This window comes from Pseudonocardia sp. GCM10023141, assembly GCF_042653605.1.
In genome coordinates this window covers 262,176-286,024 of record NZ_JBHSIR010000067.1, presented here as the reverse complement: position 1 = coordinate 286,024, position 23,849 = coordinate 262,176, and the positions used below count along the sequence as shown (strand labels likewise).

The 23,849-nt window shown below is 72.0% G+C and carries 28 protein-coding genes; 21 read left to right on the top strand and 7 right to left on the bottom strand.

Going from position 1 to position 23,849, the window contains the following annotated elements; all coding sequences use genetic code 11:
- The first annotated feature begins 53 nt into the window (after positions 1-53).
- From dapE to ACFPFQ_RS39130, 9 genes are all read left to right on the top strand, one after another.
- Positions 54-1,124, top strand: a complete 1,071-nt coding sequence (gene dapE, locus ACFPFQ_RS39170) for a succinyl-diaminopimelate desuccinylase (protein ID WP_379628198.1) — start codon at positions 54-56, stop codon at positions 1,122-1,124.
- 379 nt (positions 1,125-1,503) lie between these two features.
- On the top strand, positions 1,504-2,268 hold the full coding sequence (locus ACFPFQ_RS39165) for a TIGR00730 family Rossman fold protein (protein WP_379628196.1): 765 nt from the start codon (positions 1,504-1,506) through the stop codon (positions 2,266-2,268).
- Positions 2,268-2,834 (top strand): TIGR00730 family Rossman fold protein, encoded by a 567-nt coding sequence (locus ACFPFQ_RS39160; RefSeq protein ID WP_379628194.1) that lies wholly within the window; start codon positions 2,268-2,270, stop codon positions 2,832-2,834. Before ACFPFQ_RS39165 ends, ACFPFQ_RS39160 begins: the two co-directional genes overlap by 1 nt.
- A complete protein-coding gene (folP, locus tag ACFPFQ_RS39155; protein WP_379628192.1) occupies positions 2,831-3,694 on the top strand; it encodes a dihydropteroate synthase in 864 nt (287 codons plus the stop codon). The genes ACFPFQ_RS39160 and folP overlap by 4 nt, the downstream gene beginning before the upstream one ends.
- 21 nt (positions 3,695-3,715) lie before the next feature.
- Positions 3,716-4,654 carry a glucosyl-3-phosphoglycerate synthase gene (locus ACFPFQ_RS39150; RefSeq protein WP_379628190.1) on the top strand — a complete coding sequence of 313 codons (939 nt, stop codon included), beginning with the start codon at positions 3,716-3,718 and terminating at the stop codon, positions 4,652-4,654.
- 28 nt (positions 4,655-4,682) lie between these two features.
- Positions 4,683-5,108: a DivIVA domain-containing protein gene (locus ACFPFQ_RS39145; RefSeq protein WP_379628188.1), complete on the top strand. Its 426-nt coding sequence runs from the start codon at positions 4,683-4,685 to the stop codon at positions 5,106-5,108.
- Positions 5,105-5,584, top strand: coding sequence for an SRPBCC family protein (locus ACFPFQ_RS39140; protein WP_379628186.1), 480 nt, complete (start codon positions 5,105-5,107; stop codon positions 5,582-5,584). Before ACFPFQ_RS39145 ends, ACFPFQ_RS39140 begins: the two co-directional genes overlap by 4 nt.
- Positions 5,577-6,131, top strand: a complete 555-nt coding sequence (locus ACFPFQ_RS39135) for a DNA-3-methyladenine glycosylase I (RefSeq protein ID WP_379628184.1) — start codon at positions 5,577-5,579, stop codon at positions 6,129-6,131. Before ACFPFQ_RS39140 ends, ACFPFQ_RS39135 begins: the two co-directional genes overlap by 8 nt.
- Positions 6,132-6,289: 158 nt before the next feature.
- Complete coding sequence (locus ACFPFQ_RS39130; protein ID WP_084211001.1) at positions 6,290-6,457, top strand: DUF3117 domain-containing protein; 168 nt, start codon at positions 6,290-6,292, stop codon at positions 6,455-6,457.
- A gap of 94 nt (positions 6,458-6,551) precedes the next feature.
- Here the strand turns inward: ACFPFQ_RS39130 and ACFPFQ_RS39125 are convergent, their stop codons facing one another.
- On the bottom strand, positions 6,552-6,689 hold the full coding sequence (locus tag ACFPFQ_RS39125; RefSeq protein WP_379628182.1) for a hypothetical protein: 138 nt from the start codon (positions 6,687-6,689) through the stop codon (positions 6,552-6,554).
- 122 nt (positions 6,690-6,811) lie between these two features.
- Between ACFPFQ_RS39125 and ACFPFQ_RS39120 the strand changes: the two genes are divergently transcribed.
- Complete coding sequence (locus tag ACFPFQ_RS39120; protein ID WP_379628180.1) at positions 6,812-7,363, top strand: CGNR zinc finger domain-containing protein; 552 nt, start codon at positions 6,812-6,814, stop codon at positions 7,361-7,363.
- Between the two features lie 14 nt (positions 7,364-7,377).
- Here the strand turns inward: ACFPFQ_RS39120 and glgA are convergent, their stop codons facing one another.
- A complete protein-coding gene (gene glgA / locus ACFPFQ_RS39115) occupies positions 7,378-8,538 on the bottom strand; it encodes a glycogen synthase (RefSeq protein WP_379628178.1) in 1,161 nt (386 codons plus the stop codon).
- A gap of 163 nt (positions 8,539-8,701) precedes the next feature.
- Here glgA and glgC point away from each other — a divergent pair, with 163 nt between their 5' ends.
- A complete protein-coding gene (glgC, locus tag ACFPFQ_RS39110; protein WP_379628176.1) occupies positions 8,702-9,952 on the top strand; it encodes a glucose-1-phosphate adenylyltransferase in 1,251 nt (416 codons plus the stop codon).
- A gap of 13 nt (positions 9,953-9,965) precedes the next feature.
- Here glgC and ACFPFQ_RS39105 read toward each other — a convergent pair whose 3' ends face one another.
- Entirely contained in the window at positions 9,966-10,604 is a 639-nt protein-coding gene (locus ACFPFQ_RS39105; RefSeq protein ID WP_379628174.1) for an O-methyltransferase, read from the bottom strand.
- Positions 10,605-10,853: 249 nt separating this feature from the next.
- Here ACFPFQ_RS39105 and sigE point away from each other — a divergent pair, with 249 nt between their 5' ends.
- The 4 genes from sigE to tatB all read left to right on the top strand — a co-directional run bounded on the left by sigE (position 10,854) and on the right by tatB (position 14,325).
- A complete protein-coding gene (gene sigE / locus ACFPFQ_RS39100) occupies positions 10,854-11,465 on the top strand; it encodes an RNA polymerase sigma factor SigE (RefSeq protein ID WP_379628172.1) in 612 nt (203 codons plus the stop codon).
- A 23-nt stretch (positions 11,466-11,488) separates the two neighbouring features.
- Positions 11,489-12,223, top strand: a complete 735-nt coding sequence (locus ACFPFQ_RS39095; RefSeq protein WP_379628170.1) for an anti-sigma factor family protein — start codon at positions 11,489-11,491, stop codon at positions 12,221-12,223.
- Between the two features lie 85 nt (positions 12,224-12,308).
- The gene (locus ACFPFQ_RS39090) at positions 12,309-13,904 is read left to right on the top strand and encodes a S1C family serine protease (RefSeq protein WP_379628168.1); all 1,596 of its coding nucleotides are present in this window, start codon (positions 12,309-12,311) and stop codon (positions 13,902-13,904) included.
- Positions 13,905-13,920: 16 nt separating this feature from the next.
- On the top strand, positions 13,921-14,325 hold the full coding sequence (gene tatB / locus ACFPFQ_RS39085) for a Sec-independent protein translocase protein TatB (protein WP_379628166.1): 405 nt from the start codon (positions 13,921-13,923) through the stop codon (positions 14,323-14,325).
- A gap of 102 nt (positions 14,326-14,427) precedes the next feature.
- Here the strand turns inward: tatB and ACFPFQ_RS39080 are convergent, their stop codons facing one another.
- Positions 14,428-15,306 carry a spermidine synthase gene (locus ACFPFQ_RS39080; RefSeq protein WP_379628164.1) on the bottom strand — a complete coding sequence of 293 codons (879 nt, stop codon included), beginning with the start codon at positions 15,304-15,306 and terminating at the stop codon, positions 14,428-14,430.
- Between the two features lie 3 nt (positions 15,307-15,309).
- Complete coding sequence (locus ACFPFQ_RS39075; protein ID WP_379628162.1) at positions 15,310-16,458, bottom strand: Mrp/NBP35 family ATP-binding protein; 1,149 nt, start codon at positions 16,456-16,458, stop codon at positions 15,310-15,312.
- Between the two features lie 178 nt (positions 16,459-16,636).
- Here ACFPFQ_RS39075 and ACFPFQ_RS39070 point away from each other — a divergent pair, with 178 nt between their 5' ends.
- Positions 16,637-17,116 carry a MarR family winged helix-turn-helix transcriptional regulator gene (locus ACFPFQ_RS39070; protein WP_379628160.1) on the top strand — a complete coding sequence of 160 codons (480 nt, stop codon included), beginning with the start codon at positions 16,637-16,639 and terminating at the stop codon, positions 17,114-17,116.
- Here the strand turns inward: ACFPFQ_RS39070 and ACFPFQ_RS39065 are convergent.
- Both ACFPFQ_RS39065 and ACFPFQ_RS39060 read right to left on the bottom strand, forming a co-directional pair.
- Positions 17,094-17,630, bottom strand: a complete 537-nt coding sequence (locus ACFPFQ_RS39065; protein WP_379628158.1) for a DUF1003 domain-containing protein — start codon at positions 17,628-17,630, stop codon at positions 17,094-17,096. The two genes, ACFPFQ_RS39070 and ACFPFQ_RS39065, sit on opposite strands and share 23 nt — an antisense overlap.
- The gene (locus ACFPFQ_RS39060) at positions 17,623-18,945 is read right to left on the bottom strand and encodes a magnesium transporter MgtE N-terminal domain-containing protein (protein WP_379628157.1); all 1,323 of its coding nucleotides are present in this window, start codon (positions 18,943-18,945) and stop codon (positions 17,623-17,625) included. The genes ACFPFQ_RS39065 and ACFPFQ_RS39060 overlap by 8 nt, the downstream gene beginning before the upstream one ends.
- A 172-nt stretch (positions 18,946-19,117) precedes the next feature.
- On the opposite strand from ACFPFQ_RS39060, the gene ACFPFQ_RS39055 reads away from it, so the two are divergent.
- The 5 genes from ACFPFQ_RS39055 to ACFPFQ_RS39035 all read left to right on the top strand — a co-directional run bounded on the left by ACFPFQ_RS39055 (position 19,118) and on the right by ACFPFQ_RS39035 (position 23,773).
- Positions 19,118-20,077: an HpcH/HpaI aldolase/citrate lyase family protein gene (locus ACFPFQ_RS39055; RefSeq protein ID WP_379628155.1), complete on the top strand. Its 960-nt coding sequence runs from the start codon at positions 19,118-19,120 to the stop codon at positions 20,075-20,077.
- 129 nt (positions 20,078-20,206) lie between these two features.
- Positions 20,207-21,112 (top strand): hypothetical protein, encoded by a 906-nt coding sequence (locus ACFPFQ_RS39050; RefSeq protein WP_379628154.1) that lies wholly within the window; start codon positions 20,207-20,209, stop codon positions 21,110-21,112.
- Positions 21,113-21,310: 198 nt separating this feature from the next.
- Positions 21,311-22,504 (top strand): acyl-CoA dehydrogenase family protein, encoded by a 1,194-nt coding sequence (locus ACFPFQ_RS39045; RefSeq protein WP_379628152.1) that lies wholly within the window; start codon positions 21,311-21,313, stop codon positions 22,502-22,504.
- Between the two features lie 73 nt (positions 22,505-22,577).
- The gene (locus ACFPFQ_RS39040; RefSeq protein ID WP_379628151.1) at positions 22,578-23,036 is read left to right on the top strand and encodes a hypothetical protein; all 459 of its coding nucleotides are present in this window, start codon (positions 22,578-22,580) and stop codon (positions 23,034-23,036) included.
- Complete coding sequence (locus ACFPFQ_RS39035; protein WP_379628149.1) at positions 23,033-23,773, top strand: ATP-binding cassette domain-containing protein; 741 nt, start codon at positions 23,033-23,035, stop codon at positions 23,771-23,773. The genes ACFPFQ_RS39040 and ACFPFQ_RS39035 overlap by 4 nt, the downstream gene beginning before the upstream one ends.
- The last annotated feature ends 76 nt before the right edge of the window (positions 23,774-23,849 follow it).

Sequence of the window (23,849 nt, the reverse complement as noted above, 5' to 3'; positions counted from 1 at the left end):
CCTCGCTGGTGGTGGTTGCGAGCCATCCAGGATAGGCACGTAGTTTCGATGCCGTGGCCGTTCCGGAACTTGATCTCGCCGCCGATCCGATCGAGCTGTGCGCAGCACTCGTCGACACCCCGAGCGTCTCGGGGGACGAGGCCGCGCTGGCCGACGCGATGGAGGCGGCGCTGCGCAAGCAGGCCCCGCACCTGGAGGTGCTGCGCTCGGGCGACGCCGTGCTCGCCCGCACGCAGCTGGGCCGGGAGCGTCGCGTGCTGCTCGCCGGGCACCTCGACACCGTGCCCATCGCCGACAACGTGCCCAGCCGCCGCGACGGGCACCTGCTCTACGGGTGCGGCACCACCGACATGAAGTCCGGCGACGCCGTGATCGCCCACATCGCGGCCACGCTGACCGACCCCCGCCACGACCTGACCGTGGTGTTCTACGACTGCGAGGAGGTCGAGGCCGCCCGCAACGGCCTGGGCCGCATCGAGCGTGAGCACCGCGACTGGCTGGCCGCAGACCTCGCGATACTCGGCGAGCCGACGAACGCCGGCGTCGAGGCGGGCTGCCAGGGCACGCTGAAGGCCGAGATCCGCACCTCCGGACGGCGGGCGCACTCGGCCCGGTCCTGGCTCGGCACCAACGCGATCCACGCGATGGGGCCGGTGCTCGACCGCCTGCGCGCCTACGCGCCGCGCGACGTCGACATCGACGGCTGCGTCTACCGCGAGGGCCTGCAGGCCGTGCGGATCGGCGGCGGGGTGGCGGGCAACGTCGTGCCCGACGAGTGCGTGGTCACCGTCAACTTCCGGTTCGCCCCCGACCGTGACGGCGACGCCGCCCGCCAGCACGTCCACGACGTGTTCGACGGGTTCGACGTGGCGATCACCGACTTCGCGCCCGGCGCGCTCCCCGGGCTGACAGCGCCGGCCGCGGCCGAGTTCATCGCGGCCACCGGTGCCGTACCGGCGGCGAAGTACGGCTGGACCGACGTCTCCCGTTTCGCGGCGCTCGGCATCCCGGCCGTCAACTTCGGCCCGGGCGACCCCAACCTCGCCCACACACGCGACGAGCACGTGGACACCACGCAGCTCACCGATGCCACGGCCGTGCTGCGCCGGTTCCTGACGGGGTGAGGGTGCGGCCCGCCGCCCCGCCCTCGCGTTGCAAGAGCCCGCCGCCGCGCCGGGCGAGTGATCAACGCCCACAGGTTCCGGTTGGATCATGAGCCAGTGCGCGCTCGACCATCGGCATCACCCCACCCGCACCGCAGCGTCATCGACAGGGCCGTGGCGTGCGGCTCGCGCACCCCGGGAGGGCACAACCTCCTCCTGTTGATCTGCCGGCCCGGCGAGGGCGCGGTAGTGCGGGGCACACTCCCCATCCGCAGCCGACGTCCCGGTTCTCAGCTTTCATGGCGGCCGAAGGCCATGACGGACTTTCCCGCAATCGGTGTGACGCGGCCACCGGCACGTCCGAACGGGCCTGAAACGCGTCGTCACTACCCTGGCACCCATGACCGCAAGCGGGGACCGGCGCCCTGACGAGAAGCAGCGAGGGCCGGTGGTCCTGCGCCGCGAGCGCCGGAACGAGGCCACCACCACCGACCAGCGGCTGCTGGACTCGCGGGGGCCGAGCGACTGGGTCCACACCGACCCGTGGCGCGTGATGCGCATCCAGGCCGAGTTCGTCGAGGGCTTCGGGATGCTGGCCGAGCTGCCCCGGGCCGTCACGGTCTTCGGGTCGGCACGCACCAAGCGCGACCACCTCGAGTACGCGCAGGGCCGGGCGCTGGGCACCGCGCTCGCCGAGGCGGGCTTCGCCGTGATCACCGGCGGCGGTCCGGGTGTGATGGAGGCGGCCAACAAGGGCTGCTCCGACGCCGGCGGGCTGAGCGTGGGGCTGGGCATCGAGCTGCCGTTCGAGCAGGGGCTCAACGACTGGGTCGACCTGGGCATCAACTTCCGCTACTTCTTCGCGCGCAAGACGATGTTCGTGAAGTACTCGCAGGCGTTCGTCTGCCTGCCGGGTGGGTTCGGCACCCTCGACGAGCTGTTCGAGGCGTTGACGCTCGTGCAGACGAAGAAGGTCACCAAGTTCCCGGTGGTCCTGCTGGGCACCGAGTACTGGGGCGGGCTCTACGACTGGATCAAGAACACGGTCATGCCCAGCGGCAAGGTGGGGGAGAAGGACCTCGCGCTGCTGCACCTCACCGACGACGTCGACGACGCGGTGAAGGTCGTCCACGAGGCCTACCGCGCCTGGGAGGAAGCGCACTGATGGCGTTCTCCGTCTGCGTGTACTGCGCGTCCATCGAGGGCATCGCACCCGCCAACGTCACGCTCGCCGCCGATCTGGGCACCGCGATCGCGGAGCGCGGGTGGGAGCTCGTGTCGGGGGGTGGCCTGCGTTCCATGATGGGCGCGGTCGCCGTGGCGGCGCGCGCCGGTGGCACCCGCACCACCGGGGTCATCCCGCAGGCCATGGTCGAGCGGGAGTGGGCCGACCACGACTCCGACGAGCTGCTCGTCGTCGACACCATGCGCGAGCGCAAGGCGCTGATGGAGGCGCACGCCGACGCGTTCATCGCGCTGCCCGGCGGCATCGGCACGCTCGAGGAGCTGGTCGAGGTCTGGTCGTCGGGCTACCTGGGTTTCCACCCCAAGCCGGTGGTCATGCTCGATCCCGACGGGCACTACGCCGGGCTGCTGGCGTGGATGCGGGAGCTCGTCGACCGCGGGTTCGTCGTGCCGGCCGCGATGGATCGGCTCATCGTCACCACGGACGTCGCCGCGGCGCTCGACGCCTGCACCGCGCCCGCAGACATGCCACGCCCGCGTTCATGATCCGCTTCGGGACGCGCACGCCTGCCCAGGACCGCGCGCTGGTGATGGCGATCGTCAACCGCACGCCGGACTCGTTCTACGACCAGGGCGCCACCTTCTCCGACACCGCCGCCATGGCCAAGGTCGACGCCGTGGTCGCCGAGGGTGCCGACATCATCGACATCGGCGGCGTCAAGGCCGGTCCCGGTCCCGACGTCGACACGGCCGAGGAGATCCGCCGGGTCGTGCCGTTCGTCGCCGCCGTGCGCGATCGCCACCCCGACGTCGTGATCAGCGTCGACACGTGGCGCGCCGAGGTCGGCAGGCTCGCCGTCGCCGAGGGTGCCGACCTGCTCAACGACACCTGGGCCGAGGCCGACCCGGCGCTCGGCGAGGTGGCGGCGGAGTTCGGCGTGGGCATCGTGTGCTCGCACACCGGCGGCGCGGTGCCGCGGCGGCGCCCGCACCGCGTGCGCTACGCCGACATCGTGGCCGACGTGCTGGAGGAGGTCTGCGGCCACGCCGAGCGACTGCTCGCGCTGGGCGTCCCGCGCGAGGGGATCCTCATCGACCCCACCCACGACTTCGGCAAGAACACCTTCCACGGGCTGACGCTGCTGCGCCGGTGCGACGAGCTCGTGGCCACCGGCTGGCCGGTGCTGATGGCGCTGTCGAACAAGGACTTCGTCGGGGAGGCGCTCGGTGTCGCGGCCGTCACCGACCGGCTGGAGGGCACCCTCGCGGCCACCGCGCTCGCGGCCGCAGCGGGCGCGCGGGTGTTCCGGGCGCACGAGGTCACGGCCACGCGACGTACGGTGGACATGGTCGCGGCCATCGCGGGTACCCGCCCACCAGCACGAACGGTGCGCGCGCTGGCCTAGGAGCACGCCCCGAGGAGCCCGATGCACCCCGTCACCGAGCAGTGGTTCGCCCGCCGCACCTGGCAGGAACCGGCGTGGACGGTCGATGGGCTCGTGGCCGCCAAGGCCGGGCGCTGGGTGTCGGTGGTGCTGCCCGCACTCGACGAGGAGGAGACGGTCGGGGCCATCGTCGCGGCCATCGTGCCGATGACGCTCGGACCGGCGCCGCTCGTCGACGAGCTGGTGGTGATCGACTCCGGTTCCACCGACCGCACCGCGGCCCGCGCTGCCGCGGCCGGGGCAAGGGTGGTGCAGCGCGCGGACGTCGTGCCGGAGCTGGCCCCGCGCCCCGGCAAGGGGGAGGTGCTCTGGCGGTCGCTGGCCGCCACCACCGGCGACATCGTCTGCTACCTCGACTCCGACCTCGTCGACTTCGATCCGGCCTTCGTGCCCGCGCTGCTCGGCCCGCTGCTCACCGAACCCGGTGTCGCGCTGGTCAAGGGCTTCTACCGGCGGCCGCTGCGGCTGGAGACCACGCAGGCCGACACCGGCGGTGGCCGGGTCACCGAGCTGCTGGTGCGCCCGCTGCTCGCGGCGCTGCGCCCCGAGCTCGCCGGGGTCGTGCAGCCGCTGGGCGGGGAGTACGCGGGCACGCGGGAGCTGCTGGAGTCGTTGCCGTTCGCCGCCGGGTACGGGGTGGAGATCGGGCTGCTGCTCGACACCCACGCCCGGCGCGGCCTGGATGCGCTCGCTCAGGTCAACCTCGGCGTCCGCAAGCACCGCAACCGCTCGCTGCTGCAGCTGGGTGTCATGGCGCGCCAGATCATGGCGGCCGCGCTGGTGCGCTGCGGGGTGCCCGACGCAGGCGGCGCGCTCACCCAGTTCGTGCAGGTCGACGGGGAGTGGCTGCCCTCGTCCACCGACGTCGACGTTGCCGATCGGCCCCCGATGAACTCGCTGGAGCGTGGCCGCGTGCGCTGATCCGCGGGCCCATGGTGGGATTGCCCGGGTGGGGACCGCGCTGATCTATCTGATCGTCGTTGCGGCGGTCGCTGCTGTCGTGTTCGGGATAGCCGCTGTCGTGTTCGGCCGCGGCGAGGAGCTCGCACCGCTCGCCCCGGGCGCCACGCCCACCCGGTTGCCCGCCGGCGAGATCGGGGGCGACGACGTCCGCGAGCTGCGCATCCCGCAGGCGGTGCGCGGCTACCGGATGACCGAGGTGGACTGGGTGCTCGACCGGCTGGCCGGTGAGCTCGACCGTGCGGCGGCCGAACGTGAGTCGCTGCGTGCGCAGGTGGCGCAGCTGTCGGGGGTGCCTGATCCCGAACCCGATCCCCGGCCCGGCGCCCTGCCCGGCCCGTCACCGGAGCCCGATCGCGACCTGCAGCCCTACCAGGCCAACCACCGCCGGGCCGTCGACGGCGAGGACGGATGACCGGGCGCGCCGAGCTGGAGCTGACCGTCGACATCGGGGCGCCCGCTGAGCTCGTCTGGCACACGGTCACCGACTGGCCCGCCCAGGGCGAGTGGATGCTCGGCACCCGCGTCGAGGTCGTCGGTGCCGGAGACGGCAGGCGGGCCGGTGCCCGGCTGCGGGCGGTCACGGGTGTCGGACCCTTGGCGTTCACTGACCCCATGGAGATCGTGGAGTGGGCGCCGCCGCACCGGTGCGTCGTGCGCCATCACGGCAACGTCGTGCGCGGCGGTGGCACGTTCGAGGTGCGGGAGCTGGGGCCGCAGCGGGCGCGCTTCGTGTGGGGCGAGCAGCTCGACCTGCCGCTGGGGGCGCTCGGCAGGCTCGGCTGGCCGGTGGTGCGCCCGGCGTTCCGGGCCGGGGTGCAGCAGTCGCTGCGCAAGCTCGCACAGGTCTGTGAGCAGCGGTTCCGGGATGGAGACCACCGGCATGGATGAGCGCGTGCGGTGCGGCTGGGCCGGTTCGGCACCGGAGTACGCCGCCTACCACGACGACGAGTGGGGCCGACCGCTACGCGGCGTCACGGCGATGTTCGAGCGGATGTGCCTGGAAGGGTTCCAGTCCGGGCTGTCGTGGATCACGATCCTGCGCAAGCGCCCGGCGTTCCGGGCCGCGTTCGCCGGCTTCGAGCCGGCGGTGGTCGCCGCGTTCGACGACGCCGACAAGGAGCGGTTGATGGCCGACGCCGGCATCGTCCGCAACCGCGCCAAGATCGAGGCCGCCGTCCACAACGCGGGCCGGGTGCTGGAGCTCGACGTCCCGCTCGACGAGATGCTGTGGTCGTTCGCTCCCGAAGCCACGCATCGCGTGCGGCCTGCCACGCTCGCCGACGTCCCGGCCATCACCGCGGAGTCCACGGCGATGGCCCGCCACCTCAAGAAGAACGGCCTGCGATTCGTGGGACCCACCACGTGTTACGCGCTGATGCAGGCCACCGGGATCGTCGACGATCATGTGCAGGACTGCTGGCGCGCGGCGACCTGACCGTCGCGCAGGGTGAACGACCGAGGCGTTGATCGCTCCGGTTGCACTCCGATGCGGCGGATAAGGAAAGATGTTCGCAGCATCCCCGCCGTGCGCTCCCCCCGCGCAGCGGCGCCCTGCACGCACAACGACTCGTACGACGATGGAGGGAGCAGGAGATGGCGGCGATGAAGCCCCGGACCGGCGACGGTCCCCTGGAGGTGACCAAGGAGGGTCGGGGCATCGTGATGCGCGTCCCCCTCGAGGGTGGTGGCCGGCTGGTCGTGGAGATGTCGGCCGAAGAGGCCAGCGACCTCGGTGACGCGCTCAAGGCCGCTTCCGGCTGACCGAGTCACCCCGCACGCCGAAACGGCGCTGCCCCATCCACTCCCCTCGGGGGCGGATGAGGCAGCGCCGTTTCGTTTCTCCGCCGGCCGCCGATCAGCTCGCGGTGGCGGGCTCCCATACGGGAGCCGCTCGCGTGCCGTCGTCGTCCAGCGTCACGATCTCGATCGACGTGACACCGCACACGCAGCGTCGGTAGCGCACCCACCCCTCCGACGTGTGGTGGGTGGACACCACCCGCATCTCGTCGCTGGGCCAACCGCAGTGCGCGCACCGCATGGCCGCGCCCCCTCTCGATGTAATATGTGTTATTAGTTGAGAGCTTACACCACGGGGCAAGCGGAGGTAATAGGCCAGTGGACTTCATCGGTTACCGCAGCGACGCGCTCGGCGCCGCCGTCACGCTGGTGAACGCGGTCACAGCCGCACCCCGCGAGCAGCAGCCCGCCGCCGACCAGATGCGAGCCATCCTGGTCGACCACGGTTACCTCGCCGGCCGCGCTCCGGCGAGCGTCGAGCCCGCCGTGCGGGCCTGGGCGCGCCGCCTGCGCACGCTGTTCGACGCCACCGACCTCGACGGCGCCGCGGTGGCCCTCAACGCACTGCTCGCCGACGTCCGGGTCGAGCCGCACCTGTCCAACCACGACGACCAGGGCTGGCACCTGCACTACTCGCCGCCCGAGGCCGACGTCGTCGCCCGGCTGCGCTCGACCACGGCATTCGCGCTCGCGATGCTCGTCTCGGAGTACGGCACCGACCGCCACGGACGCTGCGCGGCCGAGGGCTGCGAGCGCGTCTACGCGGACACCTCCCGCAACGCGGCGCGCCGCTACTGCTCGCCGGCCTGCGCGAACCGCTCGGCCGTCGCCGCGCACCGGGCCCGCGCGAAGGCACAGCTGCGAGCCTGACCCCGGAGCTCCGGTCAGGTCAGGGCGTTGTAGATCTCCACGGTGCGGGCGGCAGCCTGCTCCCACGCGAAGTCGCGCTCGGCGCGCTCCCGTCCGGCGGCTCCCATCGCCGCGGCGCGGGCGGGATCGGCGAGCACCTCGTTGACGGCGTCGGCGATGCCGGTGCGGAACGCGTCCACAGCATGCTCGTCGTAGTGCACCAGCAGGCCGGTGCGACCGTCTTCGACGACCTCGGGAATACCTCCGACGTCCGAGGCCACCACGGCGGTGCCGCAGGCCATCGCCTCCAGGTTGACGATGCCGAGCGGCTCGTACACCGACGGGCAGACGAACACGGTGGCCGCGGACAGGATCTGGCGGACCTTCGCCGTGGGCAGCATTCCCTTCACCCACACCACGCCGGGACGGGCCTCGCTCAGGTCGGCGACGGCCTTCTCCGTCTCCGCGGCGATCTCCGGGGTGTCCGGCGCCCCGGCGCAGAGCACGATCTGCGCGGCGGGGTCGATGTGGTGCGCCGCGGCGATGAGGTGCCCGAGGCCCTTCTGGCGGGTGATGCGCCCGACGAAGACGACGCTGGGCCGTTCCGGGTCGATCCCCGCTCCGAGCAGGGCGTCGCGGGCCGGGTCGGGGTGGTAGAAGTCCGTGTCGATCCCGTTGTGCACCACGTGGACGCGCGCGGGGTCGAGCGCCGGGTAGCAGTCGAGCACGTCGGTGCGCATGCCGGCGCTCACCGCGATGACGGCGTCGGCTGCCTCGTAGGAGGTGCGCTCCACCCACGACGACAGGCGGTAGCCGCCCCCGAGCTGCTCGGCCTTCCACGGCCGCCGTGGCTCCAGCGAGTGGGCCGTGACGACGTGCGGGATCCCGTGCAGGATCTTCGCGAGGTGGCCCGCCATGTTGGCGTACCAGGTGTGCGAGTGGGCGATGTCGACTCCACCGAGGCCCGCCACCATCGACAGGTCGACGCCGAGCGTCTGCAGCGCCGGGTTGGCGTCGGCCAGCGTGCTGGAGGGGCGGTGCGCGTACACCCCCGCCGCGCCCTCGCGGGGTTCACCGAAGCAGTGGACGTCGACATCCACCAGCGCACGCAGCGCCGGGACGAGATGTTCGACATGGACTCCCGCTCCTCCGTAGACGTCCGGTGGGTACTCGCGGGTGAGCAGGCCGATGCGCACCCCGGCACGGTAGGCCATCGGAGCGGGATTCCACCGGTCTGCCCGCAGAGTTCGCCGGTTCGCCGCTTCGCCCCTGTGGCCGGGCACCCGGCGAGAGCACTAGTGTCCATTGCGTGACGACGCTGCGGGCCGTCCCGGCCGGGGAACTGACCGGACGGCTGCGATGACGGGGGCACGGGTCTCGTCCGCCTCGCAACTGGGCTTTGCCGCCAATGTGCTGGGCATCGTGCTCGCCGGCGGTGAGGGCAAACGGTTGTGGCCGCTCACGGCCGACCGGGCGAAGCCTGCGGTGCCGTTCGGCGGCAACTACCGCCTGATCGACTTCGTGCTGTCCAACCTCGTCAACGCGGGGATGCACCGGATCTGCGTACTGACGCAGTACAAGTCGCACTCGCTGGACCTGCACATCTCCACCACGTGGCGGCTCTCGAGCGTGCTCGGGCAGTACATCACCACGGTGCCTGCGCAGCAGCGCCTCGGCCGCCGCTGGTACACCGGCAGCGCCGACGCGATCTTCCAGAGCCTCAACCTCGTCTACGACGCGAAGCCCGACTACATCGTGGTGTTCGGTGCCGACCACGTGTACCGGATGGACCCGAGCCAGATGCTCGCGCGCCACATCGAGAGCGGGGCCGGCGTCACGGTGGCCGGTATCCGGGTGCCGCGAGCGGAGGCCAAGGCCTTCGGGTGCATCGCCTCGGACGAGACCGGGCTCATCACGGAGTTCCTCGAGAAGCCGTCCGACCCACCGTCGGTGCCCGACGACCCCGACGTGACGTTCGCCTCCATGGGCAACTACATCTTCACCACCGACGCGCTGCTGGACGCGCTGCGGGCCGACGCCGAGGACGGTGACTCCGACCACGACATGGGCGGCGACATCATCCCGCGCATGGTCCGCGAGGGCGACGCGCACGTGTACGACTTCGCGGAGAACGTGGTGCCCGGCGCCACCGACCGCGACTCGGGCTACTGGCGCGACGTCGGCACCATCGACGCGTACTACGAGGCGCACACCGACCTCGTCTCGGTGCACCCGATCTTCAACCTCTACAACGAGCGCTGGCCGATCCGCACGGCCACCGCGCCGCTGCCGCCCGCGAAGTTCGTGGAGGGCGGCATCGCCCAGGATTCGATCGTCGGCGCCGGCACGATCATCTCGGGGGCCATCGTGCGCCGCTCGGTGATCAGCCCGAACGTCCGGATCGACGCGGGTGCGGAGGTGTCGGACTCCGTCGTGCTGCCGGGTGCTCGCGTCGGACGCGGCGCGGTCGTGCGCGGCGCGATCCTCGACAAGAACGTGGTGATCCCCGACGGCGCGCTGGTGGGCGTCGACCTGGCCACCGACCGCGCCCGCTACACCGTGAGCCAGGGCGGCGTGGTGGTGCTGGGCAAGGGCATCACGGCCCTCTAGGGCCGCGTTGCACTCAGGTGCCCGTCTTGACCGCGGCCAGCAGGCCGTCGCCGAGCGGCAGCATCATCGGCACGAGGCGCTCGTCCTCGCGGGCCTGGCGCGCCGCCTCGCGCAGCGCCGTGCTCTCCGCGTCGTCGGAATCGGCGAGAACGCCCGGGCCGAGCACGCCGTCGAGCGCGACGATGCCGCCGGGGCGCAGCAGCCGGACCGCCTCGTCGAGGTAGCGCGGGTAGTCGGCGCGCGTGGCGTCGATGAACACGAGGTCGTAGCCGCCGTCGGTGAGCCGGGGCAGCACCTCGAGGCCCATGCCGTTGATCAGCCGCAGCCGGGACGGGCCGTAGCGGGCGGCCGTGAACGCGCCGCGGGCGGCGCGCTGGCATTCCGGATCGACATCGATCGAGGTCAGGACGCCATCGGGGGCCATACCGCGCAGCAGCCACAACCCGCTGACGCCCACCCCGGTGCCGACCTCGACCACCGCGCGGGCCCCGATCGTGGCTGCCAGGAAGCGCAGGCCGGCCCCGGCGGCGCGCTCCACCGGGATGCAGCCGAGCGCAGCGGCCCGGCCCCGAGCGTCCGCCAGTACGTCGTCCTCGGCGAGGTAGTCCTCGACGTGGGCGCGCAGCGCGCGCAGGTCGTCCGGGCCCGTCATGGTCAAGAGGCTACTGGCCACGTCGTCGCAGCTCGCGGCTAGCCGACCCGGAAGGCGCGCTGTCGGCTCCCGTTCACCTTTTCGCATTCACAGGTTCCTCTCAGACGACTCTCACCCCTCGTTCACAGGCGTACGGCAACGTGAGCGTCATCGGTCGGGGTCGTCGGCCGGTGGGGGCTCCGGGAACACTCGGGAACGGTGCTTCGTTGGGCAAGAGGCACGACCCGCCGCAGGAGGTGCCACCGCACGATGTCCGAAAGCTCAGTCACGTCCCTCAGCGGCACGGTGCTGCCCGGGGACGGCGCCGAGTGGACGCCGCCGAGCTGGGACGAGGTCGTCCGGGAGCACGCCGACAGGGTCTACCGGCTCGCCTACCGCCTCACGGGCAACCCGCACGACGCCGAGGACCTCACCCAGGAGACGTTCGTCCGGGTGTTCCGTTCGCTGGCGTCCTACAAGCCGGGCACGTTCGAGGGCTGGCTGCACCGCATCACCACCAACCTGTTCCTGGACATGGTCCGGCGCCGGTCACGCATCCGCATGGAGGCGCTGCCCGAGGATTCCGACCGCCTCCCCGGCCTCGGCCCGGAGCCGGAGCAGGTGTTCTCCGACACGCACCTCGACCCGATGCTGCAGGACGCGCTCGACGAGCTGCCGCCCGAGTTCCGGGCCGCCGTCGTGCTGTGTGACGTCGAAGGCCTTTCCTATGAGGAGATCGGCGCCACTCTCGGCGTGAAGCTGGGTACGGTGAGGAGCAGGATCCACCGCGGCCGGGCCGCGCTGCGCAGCTCGCTGGAGCGGCGCAGGGCCGAGCTGGCCGAGGAGTCCGGGCGTGGAGTCTTGGAGGAGGTTCACGGGTGAACGGGTCGCGTCGACGGTTCTCGGTGACGGTCCCCGACTGGGGTCAGGATCACCTGTCGTCCGATGCGATCGTCGCCTACGTGGACAACGAGCTGGCCGACGGACCGCAGCAGCGGGCCACCCGCCACCTCGCCGAATGCCCTGAGTGCGCGGCCCAGGTCGTCGCGCAGGGCCAGGCGCGTTCCGCGCTGCGCGCGGCCGCCTGTCCGAGCCTGCCGTCGTCGCTGCTGTCGAGCCTGCGCTCGATCCCGCAGGACACCGATCTTCCCGGCCCGCCGCCGGGGCTCGCCATGACCGCCGACGGCCAGCTGGTGTCGGTGCTGCGCCCGGAACGCTCCGCCGCGCCGATGCCGCACGGGATCGCGGGCCCCCACCACGTGTCCGGGCCCATGTCCGGGCCCCTTCCACTGGACGAGCCACCCGCCGGCCTCGCCGGCGAGTCGCTCGTGCCGTCGCAGGAGCGGCGGCCGGTGCAGCGCCGGATCCGGCTCGGCGCCGGTGCGGCGGTGTCCGGTCTCGCGCTCGGCGCGCTGGCCTTCACCGCGCCCAACGTCGAGAACGCGCCTCCGCCCACCGCGTCGATCGACCGTGGCGTGCTCGGCGGTTCCGCGTTCGGCACGTCGGCGTTCGGCACCTCCGCGTTCGGCACCACGGCCGACGTCACGGATGCGAGCCTGCGGGTCGCGCCTGCCGGCCAGCTGGAGCCACTGCTCGACCGGATGAGCCGCGTACCCGGCTCGTTCCTCGGCCAGCACTGAGCGCGCGGCTACGCGGACTTCACCGCCGCTGGGGCACGCTGGTGGTCGGATCTGTCCGCATCCCGCACAGGAGCCTCCCACCGCAATGACCGAGCGAGAGCCAGCGGTGGACGACGAGCGCGACAACGGTCCGCAGGCAATGGCACCCGGCGAGGCAGCCGTGGCACAGCCCGCTCTCGTGATCGAACCGGCCGACCGCAACGGTGGGCCCCCGCGCCTCGGACCGCGCCCCCTCGACCGTCCCGCGATCGATCCCGGCTCCGCGTCGGTCTTCGGCCGCCCCGACGGCGTCGACGGTGCCTTCGCGGCACCGCAGGCCCAGGCGGCCGCCACCCGCACGGCGCTGGCTGCACCCCCACCCGCGGCGCTGGCCAGCGCGTTCGGGCGGCCCGATCCCGAGGCGCCGACGCTGCAGCGGCCCCCCACCAACGGGGTCACCGCCGATCCCGGCGAGGGCCCCTTCTGGGGTTCCGACGCCGACGCGGACCCGTGGCGAGACCCCGACAGCTCCGTGGCGCTCGGCCCGCCCGTCGACGGCGAGCCGGAGCCCGCTGCGGCCCCGCTGCCGGCCGGTGCCCGGCTCAGCCTGCGCGACGTCCTCTTCGGCAAGCGCGTGGAGGCGCGCGCGCTGATCGTGCTGGCGCTCGTCGCCGTGCTGGTGGGCGCTGCCGGGGGCCTGGTCGGTCGCGTCACGGCCGAACGCGCCAGTGGCCTCACCGACCCCGACCCGCAGATCACGCAGGCCATAGCGGGCAAGGAGCGCCCGGTGGGCTCGGTCGCCGAGATCGCCAGGCGCACGGTGCCCGCCGTCGTGTCGATCGAGACCCGGGTGGGCAACGAGGGTGGCACCGGCTCGGGCGTCGTGATCGACCCCAAGGGCTACATCCTCACCAACAACCACGTGGTCTCTGCCGCGGCAGGCGCGGCGCAGGCCACGATCGAGGCGATCTTCCAGGGCGGTGCCCGGGTTCCGGCCAAGATCGTCGGCCGCGATCCCAAGACCGACCTCGCGGTCGTCAAGGTCGACGTCGCCAACCCGGTGGTCGCCACGATCGGCGCCACGTCCAACCTCGCCGTCGGCGACAGCGTCATCGCCATCGGTTCGCCGTTCGGCCTGGTCGGCACCGTGACCACGGGCATCGTCAGCGCGCTGGACCGGCCGGTGCGGCTCGACGGCGGCGGCTCCGACACCAACGCGGTGATCGACGCCATCCAGACCGACGCCGCGATCAACCCCGGCAACTCCGGCGGGCCGCTCGTCGATTCCACCGGCGCCGTGGTCGGCATCAACACCGCCATCCGCAGCCTGAGCCAGGGGCAGTCCGAGGGCGGCTCGATCGGGCTGGGCTTCGCGATCCCGATCGACACCGCGCAGGTCATCGCGGCCGACCTCATCCGCACCGGGGTCGTCAAGCACGCCGAGATCGGCATCAACGCGCGCTCGGTCAGCGACGGCACCACCGACGGCGCGCAGGTGCAGAACGTGCAGGCGGGCGGCGCGGCGGCGAAGGCGGGCATCATCGAGGGCGACGTGATCGTCAAGGTCGGGGCCCGGCCGATCCCCGGCTCCGACGCGCTCGTCGTGGCCACGCGCGAGCACAAGCCGGGCGACTCCGTGCAGGTCGATCTGGTGCGCGACGGACGTCCGTTGACGGTGCAGGTCGTGCTCACGTCCGATTAGCCTCTAAGGTGGAGCTGTGTTCGACAGTGTCGGCTGGGGCGAGATCCTGGTGCTCGTCGTGGCGGGCTTGTTCATCCTCGGTCCCGAGCGGCTGCCCGGCGCCGCCGCGTGGGTGGGCCGCAGCATCCGTCAGGTCAAGGAGTACGCCAGCGGCGCACGCGACCAGTTGCGTGGCGAGCTCGGCCCGGAGTTCGACGAGCTGCGCAAGCCGTTCGACGAGCTGCGCGGCCTGCGCGACCTGAACCCGCGCGGCATGGTGCAGCGCGCGCTGTTCGACGACCCGCCGGAGGTCAAGCCCAACGGCTTCGCGACCGGTGCCGGCGGCGCGTTGAACATGAGCAAGGACACCAACCCGCAGACCGCGGCCCCGGAGAAGCTCGGGCCGGGCGAGCGGCCCCCGATCGACCCCGACGCCACGTAACTCGCGCCGCTACCCTCTGTCACCCAAGCCCGTCGAGAACGACGTTGTCGTGATCAAAAGGGCTATTCGATCATGATAACGTCGTTCTCGACGGTCGGGTGGTTACGCGAAGTCGCCGTCTGCGGGGCGGCGACCGAAGAGCTCGTCCGGGGGCAGCGGGGACGCTTGTGCCGTGGCATCCGTGACGGGGTGGGCGCCGCCGGTGAAGCGGTCGAGCTCGGGCCCGTGCTGGACGCGGCCGGGTGCCGGATCCGCGGTCATCGCCGTGGCGATCGCGGTGACGGGCAGCTCCGCGTGCGCGGCCAGCAGGATCAGGTTGCCGAAGCGGCGCCCGCGCAGCACCGGCGGGTCGGCGATCAGGCAGGCGTGCCCGAACACGGCGCGCACGGTCGCCACCTGCGCCTTCGTGAACGCGAGCGCGCCGCCGTCGGCGATGTTGACGGCGTACCAGCCGCCGACGTCCAGCGCGGCCGCAGCGGCCGCCACGAACTCGACGGACGTGAGGTGCGCCGGGGTGCGGGCGCCTGCGAACACGTCGCTGACCACCAGGTCGAACCGGCCGGGTGGGGAGCGCACCAGCTGCTCGCGCGCGTCACCGGTGCGGATCTTGAGTCGCCAGTTGCGGTCCAGCGGCAGCTCGCGGCGCACCAGCTCCACGAGCGCCCCGTCGACCTCGACGGCCTGCTGGGTGGAGCGTGGCCGCGTGGCGGCGACGTAGCGGGCCAGCGACAACCCGCCACCGCCCAGGTGCAGCGCCCGCAGTGGCTGCCGGGGTGGGCGGGCGAGGTCGACGAGCCGGGCGAGCCTGCGGATGTACTCGAACCGCAGCTCACCCGGGTCGTCGAGATGGACGTGGGACTGGGGTGTGCCGTCGATCAGCAGCGTGAACGCGCGGGCGGCGTCGCGGTCGGCCACGAGCTCGGCGAGCCCCGACCCCACGCGTTCGCGCAGAACCTGCGGCGCCGCGCGCCGTCCCGCCACGGTCTACTTGCTGACGGGGCTGATGCTCAGGCTCATCCCGGCGAGGCCGCGCGCCCGGGTGGTGAGCTTGTCGGACACCGCCTGCAGCGCCTTCGCGCTCGCCGACTCCGGGTCGGCAAGCACGATCGGGGTGCCGGAATCGCCGCACTCGCGCAGCTTGGGCTCCAGCGGGATCTGGCCCAGTAGCGGCACGGACGCGCCGAGCATCGTGGTGAGCGAATCGGCGACGGCCTGGCCGCCGCCGGAGCCGAAGACCTCCATGCGGGAGCCGTCGGGCAGCTCCATCCACGACATGTTCTCCACCACACCGGCGAGGCGCTGGCGCGTCTGCAGCGCGATCGAGCCGGCCCGCTCGGCCACCTCGGCCGCTGCCATCTGCGGCGTGGTGACCACGATCAGCTCGGCGTTGGGCACCAGCTGCGCGGTGGAGATCGCGATGTCGCCGGTGCCGGGCGGCAGGTCCAGCAGCAGGACGTCGAGATCGCCCCAGTAGACGTCGGCCAGGAACTGCTGCAGCGCGCGGTGCAGCATCGGGCCGCGCCAGACGACGGCGTCGTTGCCTGGGGTGAACATGCCGATCGAGATGACCTTCACGCCGTGGGCCTGCGGCGGCATCATCATGTTCTCGACCTTGGTGGGCCGATCGGTGGTGCCGAGCATGCGCGGCACCGAGTGGCCGTAGATGTCGGCGTCGACGACCCCGACCGCCAGCCCGCGCGCCGCCATCGCTGCGGCGAGGTTGACGGTGACCGAGGACTTGCCGACCCCGCCCTTGCCCGAGGCCACCAGGTAGACGCGGGTGAGCGAGCCGGGCTGGGCGAACGGGATGACCGGCTCGGCCGCATCGCCGCGCAGTCCGCGCCGCAGCTCGGTGCGCTGCTCGTCGCTCATGACGTCGAGCTCGACCTCGACTCCGCTGATGCCCTCGACCGCCGACACCGCCGCGGTGACGCGCTTGGTGATGGTGTCGCGCATCGGGCAGCCGGCCACCGTCAGGAACACACCCACGTGCGCATGCCCGTCCGGGGACACCGTGACGCTCTTGACCATGCCGAGATCCGTGATCGGTTTGTGGATCTCGGGATCGTCGACGGTGGCGAGCGCGGCCCGAACGGCCTGCTCGATGGTGGTGGTGTTGCCGGAGGTGGACATCAAAGCCTTCCCTGGTGACGCGGACGCGGCTCACGCCGCGACTGCAAACCATGTTACGGCCGTGCCACGAAGCTGCTTCGTCCGTAGCATCGGCTGCCTTGACTGCAGTGCAGTGGTCTGTGGACACGTGCCGCTGCAGTCGGGTCCGGCGCAACCTGCGCCGAGTCAAGGGGGAGATATGACGGAGATCGCCGAGAGATCGGCTGCAACAGCACCACCGGGGCGACCGGGACCGACGCGGGCCCAGCTGGCCGCGTGGCGGGCGTTCCTGCGGGCCCACGCCACGATCACGCGGGCGATGGAGGCCGAGCTGGTAGCGGAGCAGCAGCTCTCGCTGGCGGCCTACGACGTGCTGGTGCAGCTCGCGGAGGCACCGGGGCGGCAGCTGCGGATGACCGAGCTGGCCGACGCCGTCCTGCTGTCGCGTTCGGGGGTGACCAGGCTGGTCGACCGGCTGGAGAAAGTGGGATTGGTCACCCGGTGCCCGGTGGAGACCGACGGTCGGGGAGTGGCCGCCGGGCTGACCGAGGCCGGGCTGCAGCGCCTGCGGATCGCGTCGCGCACGCACCTGGCGGGTGTCGTGCGGCACTTCGCCGCGCGCCTGGACGCCGACGACCTGACGGCGCTGGAGCGGATCAGTCGTCGGCTGGCCGACTGACACGGCCGTTGGCCTGGTCGAAGGATCGGCCCGACCGGCTCGCCCGCGGTCGTTCCGCGATGCGGTCGGCGAGCCGGTCCAGCTCGCCCCGCAGGTAGTCGCGGGTGGCCATCTCGCCCACGGCGAGCCGCAGCGCCGCGAGCTCGCGCGCCAGGTACTCGGTGTCGGCCTTGGTCCGCTCGGCCCGGGTGCGGTCCTCCTCGAGTGACACGCGGTCGCGGTCGTCCTGCCGGTTCTGCGCGAGCAGGATCAGCGGGGCGGCGTACGCGGCCTGCGTCGAGAAGGCCAGGTTGAGCAGGATGAACGGGTAGGGATCCCACTGCAGGCTCAGCGCGAACAGGTTCAGCGCGATCCAGATCACGACGATCACGGTCTGGATCGCGAGGAACCGGCCCGTCCCGAGGAAGCGGGCCACCCGTTCGGACAGCTTCGCGAACCCGTCGGGGTCGATCTCGAACCGCGCGCGGCTCTGCCGGGGCTGGTCCAGCCGCCGGTAGGTGGTCACCTCAGGCATCTGCCACCTCGCTGTCCTCGGTCCGGCCGCTCTCCGGGTAGGTGTCGTCGTCCTCGTGCGCACCGTTCCCGTTCGGGTCGCTGTCGTTGAGCCGGTCGCGCCAGTCCGGGGGCAGCAGGTGGTCGAGCACGTCGTCGACGGTGACCGCGCCGAGCAGGTGCTCCTCCGCGTCGATGACGGGCCCGGCCACGAGGTTGTACGCCGCGAAGTAGCGGGTGATCTCGCCCAACGGCGCGTCCGGGTGCAGGGTGGCGAGCGCGCTGTCGACGAGCCCGGCCACCAGCTCGAACGGCGCCTCGCGCAGCAGCCGTTGGATGTGGACGCAGCCGAGGTAGCGTCCCGTCGGGGTGCCGGTCGGCGGGCGGCAGACGAACACCATGCTCGCCAGTGCGGGCGGGATGTCGGGGTTGCGCACGCGCGCGAGCGCCTCGGCGACGGTGGCGTCGGGCGCCAGCACCACCGGCTCCGGCGTCATCAGGCCGCCCGCGGTGTTGGACGAGTACGTCAGCAGGCGGCGCAGCGGCGCGGACTCGTCGGGCTCCATCAACCCCAGCAGGGCCTGCGCATCGGCGTCGGGCAGCTCGGCCAGCAGGTCGGCCGCGTCGTCGGGGGACATCGCCTCGAGCACGTCGGCGGCGCGCTCGACGTCGAGGTGCGAGATCAGCGTGCGCTGATCCGCCTCGGCCATCTCCTCGAAGACGTCGGCGAGCCGCTCGTCGTCGAGGCTGTCGATGACCTCCAGCCGGCGCTTCTCGGGCAGCGCGGCCAGCGCTGTGGCGACGTCGGCGGGTCGCATGGTGTCGAACACCGACAGCAGCCCGGCGGTGCCCTGCCGGTCCGACAGCGTCAGCCCGGTGACGTCGCCCCAGGCGACCACCTGCACCTGGCCGCGGCGCGTGAGGCCGTGCCGGCGGGTGCGCACGGCGAGCCTGCCGACGATCCAGTCGCGGGAGCGGACCTGCTCGATGGCCGCGTCGACGACCATCACCTCGGTGCCGGAGTCGACGAGCTGGACGTGCGCGTCGAGCAGTTCGCCGATGAGGGCGGTCTCGTTGGGGCGCTGCACGAACTTGCGCAGGCTCACCGAGCCCGTGGCGAGCGTCACCGCGCCGGGGTCGATCGTCGTGACGCGCAGCATCGGCACGAAGATCCGACGGCGGGTGACGAGCTCCACGACCATCCCCAACACGCGCGGCGGCGTCGCGTCGACCCGCAGCGTGGCGATCAGGTCGCGCACCTTGCCGACCCGCTCGCCGTCCGGTCCGAAGACGGCGAGCCCCACCAGCCGTGCGACGAAGATCCGATCGGTGGCCATGGGCGACAGCGTAGGGCGCCGGGGTACCCGTCGGACGTCTCCCGAACGTGGTCGGGAGACGTGTCGGCGGACGCGTCTGGGTGAGAAACCAATCACCTGGGGGCGCAGCGGGCCGGTCGCCGTGTCAACATCCTCGACAAGCTGTGCCGACCTCGATGAGGAGTCCGCAACCGTGACGTCGAAGATCCGTGCCCGTCGGTCCTGCCTGGCAGTCCCGGGATCCAGTCAGAAGTTCATCGACAAGGCCCGCACGCTGCCCGCCGACCAGGTCTTCCTCGACCTCGAGGACGCGTGCGCGCCGCTGGCCAAGCCCGGTGCCCGCAAGACGATCGTCGCGGCACTCAACGAGGGCGGCTGGGGCGAGCGGATCCGGGTCGTGCGGGTGAACGACTGGACCACGGAGTGGACCTACCGCGACGTCACCGAGGTCGTGGAGGGCGCGGGCGCCAACCTCGACGCGATCATGCTGCCGAAGGTGCAGACGGCCGAGCAGGTCGTGGCGCTGGACCTGCTGCTGACGCAGATCGAGAAGACGATGGGCTACGAGGTCGGGAAGATCGGCATCGAGGCGCAGATCGAGAACGCGCTGGGGCTGATCAACGTCAACGCGATCGCCACGGCGTCGCCGCGCGTCGAGACGATCATCTTCGGCCCGGCCGACTTCATGGCGTCGATCAACATGAAGAGCCTCGTGGTGGGGGAGCAGCCGCCCGGCTACGACGTGGGCGACGCCTACCACCACATCCTCATGAGCATCCTGATGGCGGCCCGCGCGCACGACAAGCAGGCCATCGACGGCCCGTACCTGCAGATCAAGGACGTCGACGGGTTCCGCCGCGTCGCCGGCCGCTCCGCGGCGCTGGGCTTCGACGGCAAGTGGGTGCTGCACCCCGGCCAGATCGACGCGGCCAACGAGACCTACAGCCCGCTGCAGAGCGACTACGACCACGCCGAGAACATCCTCGACGCCTACGACTACTACACGTCGGAGGCGGGCGGGAAGCGCGGCGCCGCGATGATCGGCGACGAGATGATCGACGAGGCCAGCCGCAAGATGGCGCTGGTGATCAGCGGCAAGGGCCGGGCGGCGGGCATGGACCGCACCGACAAGTGGACGCCGCCGGAGAGCTGACCAGCTCGCACACACCGCAGCACCACCGCACACACCGTGTGCGGTGTGTGCGGGCACCGGGGGGTGTGTGCGACCGGTGAGTTCCGCCGTTCGGGCCCGCGGCGGCCGTCGCTCCCGCATGCTTTTCGCGTGGACGTTCCCGAGGTCGTGCTGCGCCGCCGACTCCGCGCGGAGGGCTTCCCCGATCACGAGGTGCTGCGCATGCTGAGCGCGGGCGGGCTCACGCCCGTCCGCCGAGGTGCGTACATCATCGGGGGCCTGCCCGCCGCGGCCGAGCTGCGCCATGCACTGCGCGTGCAGGCGGCGGTGGATCATCTGGCGGACGCTGCGGTGGTCAGCCACGTATCGGCGGCCGTGCTGCACGGGCTGCCGGTGTGGGGCATCGCGCTCGACACGGTCCAGGTCACGAAGCCGCGTCGCAGCGGCGGCAGGTGTGGCAGGGAAGTGCACGTCTACACCGCTTCGCTCGCCTCGGACGAGATCGTCGTCGCCGAGGGCGTGGACGCGACGTCCGTTGCGCGCACTGTCGTCGATCTGGCGCGCACTTCGGGATTCGAGCAGGCAGTAGCCGTGGCGGACGCCGCGTTGCACGCTGAGCTCGTCAGTGCCGCCGAGCTGGATGCCGCCCTCGTGCGGGCAACGGGATGGCCAGGCGTACCGCAGGCCCGGCGGGTACTGGCCTTCGCCGACGCGCGGTCGGCCAGCGTCGGGGAGTCACGCAGCCGGGTCGCGATCGCTCGCGCCGGCCTGCCCACGCCCGTGCTGCAGTGGCAGGTGATCGGCCGATCCGGTTGGGTCGCTGATGTCGATTTCGGCTGGCCGAAGCTGCGCACTGTCGGAGAGTTCGACGGCGAGATCAAGTACGGCAGGCTGCTCAAGCCCGGCCAGTCGGCATCGGATGTGGTGTTCGCCGAGAAGCAGCGCGAGGACGCCATTCGCGACGAGGACCTCGGCGTGGTCCGCTGGATCTGGGCAGATCTGAGCAACTTCGCGGACACCGCGAAGCGCCTGCGCCGGCGGTTCCGCTCGGCTTGAACCGCTCGCACACACCGCAGCGTGGCCGCACACACCGTGTGCGGTGTGTGCCGGCACCGGGGGGTGTGTGCGAGCAACCGGCGGTGTGTGCGGGTCTTCACACGTCCGCGACGTGCTTGGGATGTCACTCGGGGGGATACTGCTCAGTAGCCCAGCGCCGGGAGCTTCGCCCCGGCGCCTTCCCCGGAGGTGTTCCTCATGGCTCGGCTTGCTCAGACCGCCGGTCTCACCGAGATCCAGCAGGAGATCCTGGCCACGGTCAAGACGTTCGTGGACAAGGAGATCATCCCGCACGCCACGGCACTCGAGCACGCCGACGCGTACCCGCAGGACATCGTCGACGGGATGAAGGAGATGGGCCTGTTCGGACTCACCATCCCCGAGGAGTTCGGCGGGCTCGGCGAGTCGCTGCTGACCTACGCGCTGGTGGTCGAGCAGATCGCGCGCGGCTGGATGAGCGTGTCCGGTGTGATCAACACACACTTCATCGTGGCGCACATGATCGCCCACCACGGCACTGACGAGCAGAAGCAGCGCTACCTGCCGCAGATGGCGCTGGGGGAGACCCGCGGGTCGTTCTCGATGTCGGAGCCCGACCTCGGTTCGGACGTCGCCGCGATCAAGACGAAGGCCGTTGCCGACGGCGACGACTTCGTCATCGACGGCGCCAAGATGTGGCTCACCAACGGCGGCACGTCCAACCTCACCGCGGTGCTGGTCAAGACGGACGAGGGGCAGCCCAAGCCGTACCAGAACCTCACCTGCTTCCTCGTGGAGAAGCCCGTCGGCTACGGCGAGGTCGCGCCCGGGCTGATCATCCCCGGCAAGATCGACAAGATGGGGTACAAGGGCGTCGACACCACGGAGATGGTGTTCAAGGGCCACCGCGTGGCGGCCGGCCAGATCCTCGGCGGCAAGCGCGGCGGGGGCTTCGCCCAGATGATGGACGGCGTCGAGGTCGGCCGGGTCAACGTCTCGGCCCGCGCCTGCGGCATCTCCATCCGCGCGTTCGAGCTGGCCATCGAGTACGCCCAGCAGCGTTCGACGTTCGGCAAGCCGATCGCCGAGCACCAGGCCATCGCGTTCAAGCTCGCCGAGATGGCCACGAAGGTCGAGGCAGCGCACGCGCTCATGGTCAACGCCGCGCGGCTCAAGGACTCCGGTGAGCGCTTCGACGTCGAGGCCGGCATGGCCAAGCTGCTCGCGAGCGAGTACTGCGCGGAGGTCACCCAGGAGTCGTTCCGCATCCACGGCGGCTACGGCTACTCGAAGGAGTACGAGATCGAGCGACTGATGCGCGAGGCGCCGTTCCTCCTCATCGGCGAGGGCACCTCCGAGATCCAGAAGACGATCATCAGCCGCGGCCTGCTGAAGGAGTACAAGCTCCGCTGACGTCCCGTTTCGCCTGGTCCAGGCGTTTGATCCGGGAAGACGAGCAGGGTCGGCAGGCCCTACCGTCAAGATCGTGGATGCTGGATCTGCGGCCGTCCGGGCCTGGTCCCACGGCCGGCAGGCGACCCGCCTGTTGTGGGCCGCCGGCCGGGCGTTGACGGTGGGTGTCGCCCTCTGGGTGCGCGCCGGCGCCGTCACTCCCGCCGTCGTCGTCGCCGCGCTCGGCGCCGTGGTGGGTGACGTCGCCGACGCCGTTCGCGACGGGTTCGGTGCGGTCGACGTGCAACGCATCGCGATCGCGCTGGTGCTCGCGGGCATCGCCTACGCGTTCTTGCCGGTCCTCGACCCGGTCGGTGCGGCGCTCGGCACGGCGGCGCGCTCGCGGATCACCGGGTCGATGCAGGCCCGGTTGCTGCGCGCCGTGTCCGGCCCCACCGGGATCGGGCACCTCGAGGACCCGGCCGTGCTCGACCGGCTGGCGAGCGCGGAGGGCAGCCTCACCGGCGTCTTCCCCGGCGACGCGCCCGTGTGACGTTCTCCTACCCCGGCCGCTCCGACCCGGTACTCGACGGGATCGACCTCGAGCTGCGCGCCGGCACGTCCACGGCGGTGGTGGGCGTCAACGGCGCCGGCAAGACCACGCTGGTCAGCCTGCTGTCGCGGCTGCGGGAGCCGACCACGGGGCGGATCACCGCAGACGGCGTCGACCTGCGTGAACTGGATCCGGCCGGCTGGCAGCGCACCGTGGCCGTGGTGTTCCAGGACCCGGTCCGCTACCCGCTCTCGGCCTACGACAACGTCGCGCTGGGCGCGATCGAGCACCACGGAGACCGCGAGGGTGTGGAGGCCGTGGCCGAGCGGGCCGGGTTCGCCGGTGTCGTCGAGGGGCTCCCGCACGGCTGGGACACGCTGCTCACCCGCGAGCTGCCCGGCGGGGTGGACCTCTCGGGCGGGCAGTGGCAGCGGCTGGCGCTCGCTCGGGCCCTGTTCGCGGCCCGGCACGGCGCGCGGGTGCTCGTGCTCGACGAGCCGACGTCCGCGCTCGACGTCCGCGGCGAGGCGGCGTTCTACGAGCGCTTCCTCGACATCACCCGCGGCCTCACGACCGTGGTGATCTCGCACCGGTTCGCCACGGTGCGCCGCGCCGGCACGGTCTGCGTGCTCGACAGCGGTCGCGTGACCGAGCGCGGCACGCACGACGAGCTCGTCGCCGCCGGCGGCACCTACGCGGAGATGTACGCGGTGCAGGCGGCGAGGTTCGCCCCATGAAGGCGAGCACGGGGACGCCGCGCTGCTCATCGGCGGGCTGCTCGCGGTGGGCTGGGTGCTCTCGGGCGTCGGCGCG

Excerpts from the sequence above, each read along its gene's own strand:
- ACFPFQ_RS39165 (WP_379628196.1), top strand. The coding sequence starts at position 1,504 with ATGACCGCAAGCGGGGACCGGCGCCCTGACGAGAAGCAGCGAGGGCCG.
- ACFPFQ_RS39160 (WP_379628194.1), top strand. The coding sequence starts at position 2,268 with ATGGCGTTCTCCGTCTGCGTGTACTGCGCGTCCATCGAGGGCATCGCA.
- folP (WP_379628192.1), top strand. The coding sequence starts at position 2,831 with ATGATCCGCTTCGGGACGCGCACGCCTGCCCAGGACCGCGCGCTGGTG.
- ACFPFQ_RS39150 (WP_379628190.1), top strand. The coding sequence starts at position 3,716 with ATGCACCCCGTCACCGAGCAGTGGTTCGCCCGCCGCACCTGGCAGGAA.
- ACFPFQ_RS39140 (WP_379628186.1), top strand. The coding sequence starts at position 5,105 with ATGACCGGGCGCGCCGAGCTGGAGCTGACCGTCGACATCGGGGCGCCC.
- ACFPFQ_RS39135 (WP_379628184.1), top strand. The coding sequence starts at position 5,577 with ATGGATGAGCGCGTGCGGTGCGGCTGGGCCGGTTCGGCACCGGAGTAC.
- ACFPFQ_RS39130 (WP_084211001.1), top strand. The coding sequence starts at position 6,290 with ATGGCGGCGATGAAGCCCCGGACCGGCGACGGTCCCCTGGAGGTGACC.
- glgC (WP_379628176.1), top strand. The coding sequence starts at position 8,702 with ATGACGGGGGCACGGGTCTCGTCCGCCTCGCAACTGGGCTTTGCCGCC.
- ACFPFQ_RS39105 (WP_379628174.1), bottom strand. The coding sequence starts at position 10,604 with ATGACGGGCCCGGACGACCTGCGCGCGCTGCGCGCCCACGTCGAGGAC.
- sigE (WP_379628172.1), top strand. The coding sequence starts at position 10,854 with ATGTCCGAAAGCTCAGTCACGTCCCTCAGCGGCACGGTGCTGCCCGGG.
- ACFPFQ_RS39090 (WP_379628168.1), top strand. The coding sequence starts at position 12,309 with ATGACCGAGCGAGAGCCAGCGGTGGACGACGAGCGCGACAACGGTCCG.
- ACFPFQ_RS39075 (WP_379628162.1), bottom strand. The coding sequence starts at position 16,458 with ATGTCCACCTCCGGCAACACCACCACCATCGAGCAGGCCGTTCGGGCC.
- ACFPFQ_RS39070 (WP_379628160.1), top strand. The coding sequence starts at position 16,637 with ATGACGGAGATCGCCGAGAGATCGGCTGCAACAGCACCACCGGGGCGA.
- ACFPFQ_RS39065 (WP_379628158.1), bottom strand. The coding sequence starts at position 17,630 with ATGCCTGAGGTGACCACCTACCGGCGGCTGGACCAGCCCCGGCAGAGC.
- ACFPFQ_RS39060 (WP_379628157.1), bottom strand. The coding sequence starts at position 18,945 with ATGGCCACCGATCGGATCTTCGTCGCACGGCTGGTGGGGCTCGCCGTC.
- ACFPFQ_RS39045 (WP_379628152.1), top strand. The coding sequence starts at position 21,311 with ATGGCTCGGCTTGCTCAGACCGCCGGTCTCACCGAGATCCAGCAGGAG.